Source organism: Enterococcus durans (assembly GCF_002277935.1).
Classification (GTDB): Bacteria; Bacillota; Bacilli; order Lactobacillales; family Enterococcaceae; genus Enterococcus_B; species Enterococcus_B durans.
In genome coordinates this window covers 98,693-111,432 of the sequence record NZ_CP022930.1, presented here as the reverse complement: position 1 = coordinate 111,432, position 12,740 = coordinate 98,693, and the positions used below count along the sequence as shown (strand labels likewise).

9 protein-coding genes are annotated in these 12,740 nt (G+C 38.6%); all 9 read left to right on the top strand.

Annotated elements, in window-relative coordinates:
- Nucleotides 1–155 precede the first annotated feature (155 nt).
- Nucleotides 156–356 carry a cold-shock protein gene (locus CJZ72_RS00565; protein ID WP_005875554.1) on the top strand — a complete coding sequence of 67 codons (201 nt, stop codon included), beginning with the start codon at nt 156–158 and terminating at the stop codon, nt 354–356.
- A 205-nt stretch (nt 357–561) separates the two neighbouring features.
- Nucleotides 562–3,342, top strand: a complete 2,781-nt coding sequence (locus CJZ72_RS00560) for a helicase C-terminal domain-containing protein (protein WP_095443525.1) — start codon at nt 562–564, stop codon at nt 3,340–3,342.
- Between the two features lie 46 nt (nt 3,343–3,388).
- A complete protein-coding gene (locus CJZ72_RS00555) occupies nt 3,389–3,949 on the top strand; it encodes a cell wall elongation regulator TseB-like domain-containing protein (protein WP_171024604.1) in 561 nt (186 codons plus the stop codon).
- Nucleotides 3,950–3,968: 19 nt separating this feature from the next.
- Nucleotides 3,969–5,159: a pyridoxal phosphate-dependent aminotransferase gene (locus tag CJZ72_RS00550; protein WP_095443524.1), complete on the top strand. Its 1,191-nt coding sequence runs from the start codon at nt 3,969–3,971 to the stop codon at nt 5,157–5,159.
- A 34-nt stretch (nt 5,160–5,193) separates the two neighbouring features.
- Nucleotides 5,194–6,492, top strand: a complete 1,299-nt coding sequence (gene asnS / locus CJZ72_RS00545; RefSeq protein WP_095443523.1) for an asparagine--tRNA ligase — start codon at nt 5,194–5,196, stop codon at nt 6,490–6,492.
- A 625-nt stretch (nt 6,493–7,117) separates the two neighbouring features.
- Entirely contained in the window at nt 7,118–7,762 is a 645-nt protein-coding gene (locus tag CJZ72_RS00540; protein WP_095443522.1) for an SGNH/GDSL hydrolase family protein, read from the top strand.
- Nucleotides 7,763–7,777: 15 nt separating this feature from the next.
- Complete coding sequence (locus tag CJZ72_RS00535) at nt 7,778–8,122, top strand: hypothetical protein (protein ID WP_095443521.1); 345 nt, start codon at nt 7,778–7,780, stop codon at nt 8,120–8,122.
- A 568-nt stretch (nt 8,123–8,690) separates the two neighbouring features.
- Complete coding sequence (locus tag CJZ72_RS00530; protein ID WP_095443520.1) at nt 8,691–10,769, top strand: heavy metal translocating P-type ATPase; 2,079 nt, start codon at nt 8,691–8,693, stop codon at nt 10,767–10,769.
- Nucleotides 10,770–11,133: 364 nt separating this feature from the next.
- Nucleotides 11,134–12,591 (top strand): APC family permease, encoded by a 1,458-nt coding sequence (locus tag CJZ72_RS00525; protein WP_005875573.1) that lies wholly within the window; start codon nt 11,134–11,136, stop codon nt 12,589–12,591.
- The last annotated feature ends 149 nt before the right edge of the window (nt 12,592–12,740 follow it).

The following is a 12,740-nucleotide window of genomic DNA, read 5'->3' as shown; positions in this document are numbered from 1 at the left end:
GAAAAACTCTGGTAATTTTGTAAACAGTATGATATAGTAAGAATGTAGTTTTTGTTCGGTAATCTGTGGTAGCTTGTTTCAAATAAACATCTTCCAGATATACACCATTCAAGTAATTGCAAAATATGTGTTGATACACAAGGAGGATTTTTATTATGGAAACAGGTACAGTAAAATGGTTTAACTCAGAAAAAGGTTTTGGATTTATCACAGCAGAAAACGGTAACGACGTATTCGTTCATTTCTCAGCTATCCAAGGCGACGGCTTCAAAACTTTAGAAGAAGGCCAAACAGTAAACTTCGATGTTGAAGAAGGTCAACGTGGCCCTCAAGCAACTAACGTTGTTAAAGCTTAATCAACCTATATAATTTATAAAGCTCGGAGAAACTATTCAATTAGTTTTCCGAGCTTTTTTTGTCTTGCGCAACTGTTTTATCCATTGTGAAGCTCCCCATCTTTATGATGATTTACTAAAAGAAAGGAGAGGGTCAAAGTAATTTTCTTAGGTTTGTAGTATAATCGCAAGAGAATATTTAAAGGAAAGAGAAGGGGTATTTATTTTGAAACCAAAAACTTATGCAGTTGTTGATATCGAAACAACTGGGACAAATCCAAAAGAAGATCGAATAATCCAATTTGGGTGTGTCATGATTGAAGGTGGTCGAATCACTTCTCGTTTTTCGATAGATATTAATCCAGGTCGAAAGATTTCTAAACAAATCCAACATTTAACTGGGATCACAAATCAGCGTGTGCAGCAAGCACCTTATTTTGAAGATGTTGCACAAACAATCTATCATTTATTAGCTGACACAATTTTTGTCGCACATAATATATACTTTGACTACAATTTTCTTAACCAAGAATTGACCCGTTGCAATACACCAGCTTTGACGATTCCAGGAATCGATACCGTTGAGTTAGCACAGATTTTCTTGCCTTGTGAACCAAGTTTTCGTCTTTCTGATTTATCGGAGAGTCTAGGTTTTGTCCACGAAAATCCTCATCAGGCAGACAGTGATGCAGAAGTGACTGCGCAACTTCTTTTACTGATCGAAGAGCGTATGCAACAGCTGCCGATCATCACTTTAGAAAAAATCATTGAATTAAGCGGGCAGACAGGATTGGATACAGCTGGATTCATCCAACACGTGACGGATAAAATGCGAGAGAATCCTCCTAGATTGAAGGAAGACTGGGAAATCATCGATGGCATTGCTTTGCGAAAAAAAGAAGTAGAGCTCTATACAGATGTGCATTATGGCAAAAAGGTCTATCCAAGGAAGAAACAGGCCAAAGAGAAAATGTTTGGCAAAACATTGATGTATCGAAAAGAGCAGAATCGTTTGATGAATGCGGTGTATGACCATTTTACAAAAGATGAGTCTAAAAATCTGATGATTGAAGCTGCTACAGGAATGGGCAAAACAATCGGCTATCTCTTACCCCTTAGTTATCTGGCAACACCAGAAAAACCAGCAATCATCAGTACAGTATCGCTTGTTTTACAACAGCAGATCATGGAAAAAGATATCCCTTTGTTGAATCAGTTATTGGAGCAACCGATCCAAGCGACTATCATCAAAAGTTACCGGCATTATATCGATCTCCAACGATTCAAGGCAACACTGGCAACACCAAAGGAGCAAAAACAATATGCTCTCTATCAAATGTCGGTCTTGGTCTGGTTGACCCAAACAACAACAGGTGATTTAGATGAATTGCATCTGACGAATCTGAATCATGCCTTTTTCTCAGAGATCGCGCATCGAGGAACAAACTTTTTAGCACGTAATCAATCTTTCTATGAACAAGATTTTGTCCGTTTCTTAGAAAGAAAAGTCCAGCAGAGCAATTTTTTGATTGTGAACCATGCTTTTTTAGTCCAAGAAACACAAAGGAAAACGCCTTTACTTCCAAAAAGTCCTTATTTATTGATCGATGAAGCGCATCATTTACCAGACATTGCAGAAAAGGTGAATGACCAGCGGCTAAGTATTGCTCAATTTTATAAACAAATCCAGCAATTTGAAGATCCAGAACGATTGTTTGACCGCATTCAAAGCTATTTGCCGGAGAATCATGACATGCGTCGCTGGCTTGAGATTTACCGAGATGAATTAAGTGCATTATGTGAAGCACAGATTTTTCTGGCAGAAGGATTGAATGAGTTTGCACCTAAGGAGACCCATGGCGAATATCCAGAAGAAATAATGGTCACCAAAGATATGCTTGATCAGCTACCATTAGAAGCAAGCATGGCAATTGATCATCTTCATTTGTTTTACCGCGAAATCCAGCAATTGCAGATACAGATGCGCCTCAGTCTAGAAATCATCCAAGAAAGTTGGACGAACCAGATGCGGATCGATTTGGCGACTTTCTATCAGCTGTTTGATCAAATGGAAAAACAAGGATTTTTTATGGAAAAATGGCTAGAAGATTGGCATGAGAATCTGATTCATTGGTTCGTACCCGGTAAGAATCCGCAGCAAACGATTTTTCATTTGCATGATTTCCAGGCAGCTCTATTAGAAACAACCGCTTGGTATCCTCGCTATGAAAGAATATTATATATCGGTGGCACATTAAAAGTCGGGCCAAATCGTCACTATCTAGCGAAGCGCTTGGGGATAGATGGAACACCACTCAAAGTGATTGCTTCTCCTTATGATTATGAGCAACAAGCTAGAGTCTATGTGCCTAAAGATGCTCCGGCAATCAATCAAGTGAGCGGTCAGCAGTATGTTGATTATTTGGCAAATTCTCTCATGGAGCTGATTACACAAGAGAAGCGTCCGATCTTAGTCCTTTTTACTTCACATGATATTTTACAAAAAGTGTACCAACGGATTCATTTGATTATGTTGGAGCAAGGACGAGAGATTCTGGCACAAGGTTTTGGTGGCAGTCGCCAAAAACTTTTGAAACGGTTCACGTTATCGGAAATGAGTGTACTGTTTGGTGCAGACAGCTTTTGGGAGGGCGTCGATCTACCTGGAGATGCGTTACAAATCGTAGTAGTGACTCGACTTCCTTTCGATAATCCTTTGCGTCCGATGGTAAGAGCCAGAAATGCGTATCTTGAATCAGAAGGACTTAATCCCTTCTATCAGGAGTCGGTTCCCAAAGCAGCCTTGAAGCTGAGACAGGCATTAGGTCGCTTGATTCGTTCAGAAAAAGACCGCGGGGTTCTGCTGATTTTGGATCGGCGCTTACTTTCTGCTAAATATGGGGCGCGGATCATTCAAGCTTTGCCTAAAAAAATCACGATCAAGGAAGACTCAATGGAAGAGATTTGCCATGACATCCATCACTTCTTAAACAAAAACGAAGAATAAACTTCCTGTGACATTCTTTTTTCATATCAAAAATCTGCTATAATGAATGATAGCGAACAAAAAAAAGGAGCGACGATCCTTGAAAAAATCACCAAAGAAAAACAAAAAGAAAAAAACGGCAAAAGAAAAGATCATCAACCGCGTTTTACTTGGCTTAATCATTTTTTTGTTAGCAGTGATCGTATTTAGTTCGATTTTCTATTTACGCTCAAGTCGTCCAATGATGCAGGCGAAAAAAGAAGCGACTGAGATTGCCGAAAAATATGCCGATCTAAAGGAAGTTGATCGTTTTTATTGGTTCACACGTAAAAAAACGTATTTCTCTTTGACAGGTAAAAATGATAAAGGCCAGGAAATCGTGGTCGTCATTCCAAAATCGGGTGAAAAAGTAAAAGTTTTAGCTCAAAAAGACGGGCTGACAGAAAAAGAAGCAAAACAAAAGATTGCGGATGCTCATCCGGATATCCAAGTCGAAAAAGCAACTCTTGGTATGTACGATGATCAAGTAGTCTGGGAAATCACAGGAGAAAATTCACATAATGAATTGAATTATTATCTAATTGCTTTTGACACAGGAAAAGAAGTAAAAACAATTACCGATATCTAAATTGTAAAGGATGAGTTAGATGAATCTATCAGAAAAAATTCAACGGCTAGAACCGTCTGTTACGCTGGCAGCAGCAGCAAAAGCGAAAGCGTTGAAGGCACAAGGTAGGGATATTTTGAGCTTAACTGTTGGGGAACCTGATTTTGCTACGCCAGAAAACATTCAAGAGGCAGCCATCAAGGCAATCAAAAATGGTAAAGCTAGTTATTACACACCAAGCGCTGGTATCCCTGAATTGCGTCAAGCAGTCGTCGCCTATCTCAAACAGAATTATGGTGTCGATTATGCACCTTCACAAACAATTGTGACTGATGGGGCTAAATTTGCACTTTATGCGTTATTCCAAACCATTTTGAATCCGGCAGATGAAGTGATTATTCCGGTACCGTATTGGGTCAGTTATGGAGAACAAGTGAAGTTAGCAGAAGGAAAGCCAGTATTTGTCAAAGGCGAAGAGAGAAACGGCTTTAAAGTAACTGTTTCTCAACTTGAACAAGTACGCACAGCAAAAACGAAAGCAATCATCATCAATTCTCCGTCAAATCCGACAGGAATGATCTATGAGAAAAATGAACTTCAAGCAATTGGGGAATGGGCTGTCAAAAACGATATTTTGATAGTTGCAGATGATATTTATGGACGATTAGTTTATAATGGCAATGAGTTTACTCCAATTGCAACGATATCAGAAGCAATTCGTCAACAAACCATCATCATCAATGGTGTGTCAAAAACATACGCGATGACAGGGTGGAGGATCGGTTATGCTGTAGGTAATCAAGAGATCATCAATGGAATGATCGCTATTGCTTCGCAGTCGACCAGTAATCCAACTGCAGTTAGTCAGTACGCGGCAGTTGAGGCTTTGACTGGGACTCAAGATACGGTAGAGGAAATGAGAAGTGCATTTGAAGAGCGTTTGAATATCATATATCCGCTTGTTTCTAACTTACCTGGAGTAACGATCAATAAGCCCCAAGGTGCATTTTATTTATTCCCGAATGTCAAACAAACGATGGCGATTTGCGGATATGAGAACGTCACTCGCTGGGTAGAAGATCTATTAGAAGAAACTGGCGTTGCTTTGGTAACTGGTGAAGGGTTCGGTGCGCCAGAAAATGTGCGGATGAGTTATGCGGCAGATCTAGGAACCTTAGAAGAAGCAGTGAGACGGATTGCCCGATTCATTGAGAGTAAAAGTCAAAATTAATCCTAAAAATAGGAAATGATAAAGGAGAGTCAACGTGGAACAAATTCAAATCATCGATTCGAAAAACCATGTGGGAGAAACAGTAAAAATCGGCGCTTGGGTAGCCAATAAGCGTTCAAGCGGAAAAATCGCCTTTTTACAATTAAGAGACGGTACTGCTTATTTCCAAGGAGTAGTCGTAAAAAGTGAAGTGCCAGAAGAAGTTTTCCAACTTGCGAAAAACTTGCACCAAGAAACATCGATCATCATAACAGGTGAAATCCGTGAAGATAGCCGTTCAAAATTCGGCTACGAAATTGGGATCTCTGACATTGAAGTGGTCAGTGAAAGTCATGATTACCCTATCACACCAAAAGAACACGGCACAGATTTCTTGATGGATCATCGCCATTTATGGTTACGTTCTTCAAGACAGCATGCGATCATGCAAATCAGAAATGAAATCATTCGTGCAACGTATGAATTTTTCAATGATCATCATTTTGTTAAGATTGATCCACCGATTTTGACTGGTTCTGCACCAGAAGGAACAACGGATCTATTTGAAACAAACTATTTTGATCAAAAAGCTTACTTATCTCAAAGCGGACAGCTTTATATGGAAGCTGCTGCAATGGCTTTTGGAAAAGTATTCTCATTCGGACCAACTTTCCGTGCGGAAAAATCAAAAACTCGTCGTCACTTGATTGAATTCTGGATGATCGAACCTGAAATGGCATTTATGCATCAGGAAGAAAGTCTAGAAGTCCAAGAACAATATGTCGCTTTCTTAGTGCAAAATGTTCTTGATCATTGTGACTATGCGTTAGATGTCTTGGAAAGAGACAAAGAAGTACTGAAAACTTATACAAAATTACCATTCCCACGTATCTCATACGATGATGCAATCGAATTATTGAAGAAAAACGGCTTCGATGACATCGAGTGGGGCGATGACTTTGGTTCACCACACGAAACATTCATCGCCAATTCGTTTGAACAACCTGTCTTTATTTTGAACTATCCGAAAGCAATCAAACCTTTCTACATGAAGCCACATCCAACAAGAGATGATGTTGTTATTTGTGCTGACATGATCGCTCCAGAAGGTTATGGCGAAATCATCGGTGGTAGTGAACGGGCAACGGATTACGAATTTTTATTAGAACAAATCAGAAACCATGGATTAGATGAAAACGAATATTCTTGGTATCTTGATCTACGTAAATATGGTTCTGTTCCCCATTCTGGATTTGGACTAGGTTTGGAACGTACGGTGACTTGGATTGCTGGTATTGATCATGTACGTGAAGCAATCCCATTCCCACGTTTATTGAATCGTATTTATCCATAGAAAAACAGCTAGCTGTCCTAAAGATACATGCTTCGGTTTTGATACAGTGAAGTGCTAGAAGCGACAGGAAAAGCAATGGCTAAACCCAAAGAAGGATTCCACGAACATTCATCATGAATGTTTGTGGGGTCCTTTTTAGTATTGACATATTCCTCATAGATAGCAAAAATCAAACTGTCTCTCAATGAAATGGCCAAGTACGAAGAAGTAAAATAGTTGAAAAAAAGAATTGCATATTTGTCTCTGGAAAATGATGGTATAATACGATTGTGTTGGTGTAAGATAGTCAAAATGAATGGCTACGCCTGATTAACAAGTTAAACGTAACGATAATGCAAAAATCTAATCGAAGCATGGAAGTTTGGAAGAAAAATCTGTAGAGTTATTTTAGTGCAGACAGCAAAAAAAGAGCAATTGCAAACAGCGTGTTGGAATAGGAATGAAAAGACACATTCTCGAAATTGCTTATTGTTCCTAGGTGAAATCTAAGCTTTAGATGCTGTGTTTTTTTCTTTTATACGAATGTAAGCGAATACGTTAAGGAGGGAAGCCAAGTCTGAAAAGTATGCTGATTGATCATACACAAGAAAGAAAGCATAAATAGACACAATAGGAGGAAAGTAATTTGAAAAAACGTATTTTATTTATTGGTGATAGTATTACTGATTGTGGCAGAGAATATAATGACTCAAAGGATTTAGGTAATGGTTATCCATTGTTGGTAGCAAAACGATTGAGCACACAGTTTCCAACTATTGAATTTGATGTTCTTAATAAAGGCATCAATGGAAATAAGATTGCTGATCTACGAGCACGTTTTGACACAGACTGTTTGGCCCTTGAACCAGATATCGTTTCGATTCTTATCGGTATCAATGATACGTGGCATAATGTGAATGATCCAACCACGTTTGCAACGGAGCAATCAATGGCGATGTTTGAAAAAGATTACCGTTACTTGATCGAAAAATTGTTGGAGAAAGGGATAAAGCAGGTTGTACTAATGGAGCCTTTTGTATTACCAGAGCCACTTGATCGTCAGACTTGGCGCAAGGACCTTGATCCGAAAATACAGATCATTCGTAGGTTAGCGGAAGAATACCATCTGGTGTTTGTTCCCTTAGATGGAAAACTGAATGCGTTGGGAATTACTCGAGGATTCAGTAAATATACAGGAGAGGATGGCGTACATCCTACACTTGCCGGACATGAGATCATTGCACAAAGTTGGTTAGAGTTTGTCGTACCTGAAATGTTAGTGAATCTGTGATAAAGGGTGAAACAAATGGAAATACGAGAAGCAAAAGCGGAGGATCTTCAACAAATCAACTTGCTTTTTAAAACTGCCAAAGGAGTACCTACTGTAAAAATAAAGGAGTATGATCTCCAAAATCCTACTCGAATCTCTGTAGTGGCTGAAGTGAGACAGTCAAATGGGACACCAAAGCTGATTGCCTTCGGTCAGGCCTTTCAAATAGACAAAACAGTGGGGGTGCGTTCTGGAAAACTAGTTGAAAAAGTGTTTATCGCAATCGAAGAAGAAGAAAAGGTCCAAACTGAATTTATCAAATACTGGCTACTTGCAGCAAAGAAAAGAAAGATCGCTGATTTTTTTATTGATTTACTTTGATGTTCTTTTATTTGCTCATGTTAGAGAGAACCGTGAAAAACGAGTATCACAGGTACTAGGTGATAGCAAACGATAAAGACAAAGCAACTCCTTTCGAAAATAAGCTGATATCCTCAAAAATTTGAAAAATGATCATTGTGGATATCAGCTTATTTTTTTGTTCAGATTTCTGTCTCAGATATCTTTAGAAAGCCTGTATTATAAATCGACATATCTGAATCAATCTTATAGAAGTATCGCCACTCACCCTTGTATCCAAACTTTGAACATGATTCTTTTTTGAATAGATAGGTTGATATTCGAGGTTGAGACAAAAGTGTTTCTTACTTTTGTCCCACGCTCTTTTTTCGAAATTTCCGAAAAACCTAACTTTTGGATGCCGTTTATTCGAGAGTCTGTAGCAAAACTGATTTTTAGATTTGTCCCAGACTCTATTCAAAAGATAAAATCTGAAAAATATTTTTGTTCACTTCTCCAAAAGGACATTTTCCATTTGACACATGAGTGTTCATTCATATATAATTGCTTATGAAGAGTTACTCATATGTAAATGCGAGGAGTGAGGAAAATGAAGAGTTATTATTTAGATGGATTAGATTGTGCCAATTGCGCGATGAAAATCGAGAAAAAAGTGAATGAAATCAAAGGAGTAAAGCAAGCGACTGTCAATTTTACGACATGTAAACTGACGATCGAAGCGAGTGATAAAGATTTAGCAACAATTGAAAACGAAACGAAAAGAGTCGTAAAAGAAGTAGAACCAGATGTTTCGATGAAAGAGATCACTAAGAAAAAGCAAGAAGTTCAGGGAGAAAAAGACGACCATGAAAAACGTGCATTGCTACGTATCATCCTTTCTGCTATCGGCTTACTGATTTTGTTTCTGTGGTCACCAGCTGAACCAATCAAATTTATCGGATTTTTGTTGATATACTTAGTCATTGGATTTGATATCATCAAACGGGCAGTCGGGAACATAATCAAAGGACAAATTTTTGATGAGAATTTTTTGATGGCGATTGCGACTATCGGAGCAATGCTGATCGGAGAATATCCAGAAGCAGTTGCAGTTATGCTGTTTTATCAAGTTGGTGAATACTTCCAAGGATTTGCAGTGAACCAATCGAGAAAATCGATTCGTGAATTGATGGCGATCCGTCCAGAAGTTGCCCATGTCCAAACAGAAAACGGGTTGATAACAAAGCAACCCGAAGATGTAGTGATTGGAGAGCAAGTATTAGTCAAACCTGGCGAACGTGTGCCATTAGACGGAACGATCCTTACAGGGCAATCATTAGTTGATACCTCGGCACTGACTGGAGAGTCTGTACCTAAAGAAGTGTTTGCTGGAGAAACTGTTTTAAGTGGATTTATCAATAAAAATCAGCCATTAGTGATCAAGGTCGAAAAGACGTATGAGAATTCTACGATTAGTAAACTATTGGAATTAGTTGAAAACGCAAGCAGTAAAAAAGCACCAGCAGAAAATTTTATCACGAAATTTGCTCGCTACTATACACCGATCGTCGTAGAGTTAGCTTTAGTACTTGCTGTCGTTCCACCCCTTGTGATCTCTGGGGCAGAATTTTCTGATTGGATCTATCGTGCGTTGACTTTCCTAGTGATTTCTTGCCCTTGTGCGTTAGTGATTTCTGTCCCATTAAGCTTCTTTGGCGGAATCGGTGGCGCAAGTAAAATCGGGGTATTGGTAAAAGGTGGGAATTACTTAGAATTATTGGCCCACACAGATACAATTGTTTTTGATAAAACCGGGACTTTGACAAAAGGTGATTTTTCTGTTCAAAAATTAGAAACAACTCTTGAGAAAACACAATTTATGCAATACGTAGCAAGTGCTGAACAATTATCTACCCATCCCATTGCACAAGCTGTTTTATCTGCTTATGAAGGTTCATTATTGCCAGTAGAAGAAATAGAAGAAGTGGCAGGAGAAGGAATCAAGGCGCAGATAGATGGAAAACTTGTTTTAGTCGGTAATCACAAGTTAATGGAAAGATACCAGATCAAGAGCACGAAGAGTGAAGAAGTTGGTACCCTTTTATATGTAGCGCTGGATGGTGAATTTGTCGGTTATTTGGTAATTGCAGATACAGTGAAACCTGATGCGCAAGAAGCATTGCGCAAACTAAAACAAGTAGGGATCAAACAAACGGTGATGCTCACTGGGGATGCCCAAAATATTGCCGATCATATCGGACACAAACTTGGGATAGATAAGGTATACAGTGAATTACTGCCACAAGACAAGGTCGAAAAATTAGAAAATATCATGGAGAATGCAACACAACAAACCGCATTTGTCGGTGATGGAATCAATGATGCACCTGTTTTGGCGAGAGCAGATGTTGGAATTGCTATGGGTGGTTTGGGAAGTGATGCAGCAATCGAAGCGGCAGATGTGGTCATCATGAATGACGAACCCTCGAAAATCGTTGATGCAATTCGCTTATCTAGAAAAACGTTGAAAATCGTCAAACAAAATATCCTCTTTGCCATTGGTGTCAAAGTGCTTGTTCTGTTATTGGGCGCATTCGGAATCGCTTCAATGGGTGATGCTGTTTTTGCGGATGTTGGAGTGACTGTCTTAGCCGTTTTAAATGCAATGAGATGTTTACGGGTTAAATAATACTCAATCCACTTACGGATAAAAAAACCTTTATTTTTTCGAGTCTTCTCGATCAAATAGAGGTTTTTTTGTTGCGCTCATGTCAGAAGAAACACATAGCAACTATTCTGTAAAAAAACGATTAAAATAACTTCGTTGATTTAATTTTTTCAGAATATTCTATAAAAAAGGAAAGCTTTTTTCATAAAATGTGCCTTTTTAAAAGGGTTTTACCTCGAAAAATGATAATAAGATGTAAGAAAAATGTGTAATTGCTAAAATAATCCACAATTAAAATAACATTATATTGTAAAAATGTAAGAGTTTTATTATGATTACATGTGGATGTTAGTTTTACCTATTAAAATCAAAAAGGAGAGAACAAATGAACGATAAACAATTACGTTGGTTTACCGTGGCTTTAATTGCATTCAACATGGTGTGGGGTATGGGGAATGTAGTCAACAATTATGCGCAACAAGGGATTTCCGTTGTTACCTCTTGGTTATTGATTCTTGCTATTTATTTTATCCCCTATGCCTTAATTGTTGGACAACTTGGCTCCGCCTTCAAAGATAGCAAAGGGGGCGTCAGCTCTTGGGTAGAAAATACGACCTCAAATAAACGATTGGCATATTATGCTGCTTGGACTTATTGGGTCGTCCATATTCCTTATTTGGCACAAAAACCACAAGCAATCTTGATTGCGGCTGGTTGGGCAGTTGAAGGAAATGGCAATATCGTCAATACGATGTCAGTCCAAATGGTGGCGGTCATCTCGTTGATCATTTTCTTAGCCTTCCTTTATCTTTCAACAAAAGGACTATCGACACTAAAAGTGATTGGTGGTTTGGCTGGTACAGCTATGTTCGTGATGTCTTTATTATTCATCTTGCTCGCTGTTACAGCACCATTCATCAATCCAACAATGGAGTTTGCGACTCCTCATATGAATGAAGTCAAAACATACATTCCTACATTTGACTTTAGCTATTTCACGACAGTTTCGATGTTAGTATTTGCGGTTGGCGGAGCAGAAAAAATTTCTCCATATGTCAATTCAACACGTAACCCTGCAAAAGAATTTCCAAAAGGGATGATCTTTTTAGCGGCAATGGTCGGTGTATGTGCGGTCTTAGGTTCAGTAGCGATGGGGATGCTCTTTGCCAGTGACAATATCCCTAAAGATCTGATGGCAAATGGTGCATATAGTGCATTCCAGATCCTTGGGAATTATTATGGTATAGGAAATGTATTGATGATCATTTACGCATTGACAAATATGGTCGGCCAGATTTCTGCATTAGCCTTTTCGATCGATGCGCCACTAAAAATCTTATTAGCTGATGCTGATCCAAACTTTGTACCTAATTGGTTGCGCAAACGTAACCGCAAAGGAACACTAGTCAACGGCTATTTATTAACTGGGATTTTAGTCGGTATCATCATCTTACTACCGATCGTTGGGATCAAGGATATGAATGAACTAGTCAAATGGTTGACGAACCTGAATTCAGTAGTCATGCCAATGCGTTATTTATGGGTATTCTTAGCTTATATGATGTTGAATAAAGCGTATAAGAAATTCACTTCTGAATATAAGTTTGTTAAAAATCCAAAAATCGGCTTTATTTTTGGCGCTTGGTGTTTTGCATTCACTGCATTTGCTTGTATTTTGGGAATGGTACCAAAAGTCGAATATGCAGCTGATCCAAAAGCATGGTGGTTCCAGTTGGTCTCAAACGTCGTGACACCGATCATTTTGATTTTATTAGGAATGATCTTACCTGCAATTGCACGTAGAGATAAAAATAAAGTAGAAGAACCTGTTACTCAAGTATGATGAACAGAACGTGAGTCTATTCATGGATGGAGAAAAATATCCAATCGTTTGAAAGAACAGGAAATAAGCTGAAAATAAGAACAAAACGTTTATACGGATAAAGAGAGACGAGGCATAAGGATGCCTTGCCTCTCTTTTTTCCTATGGTA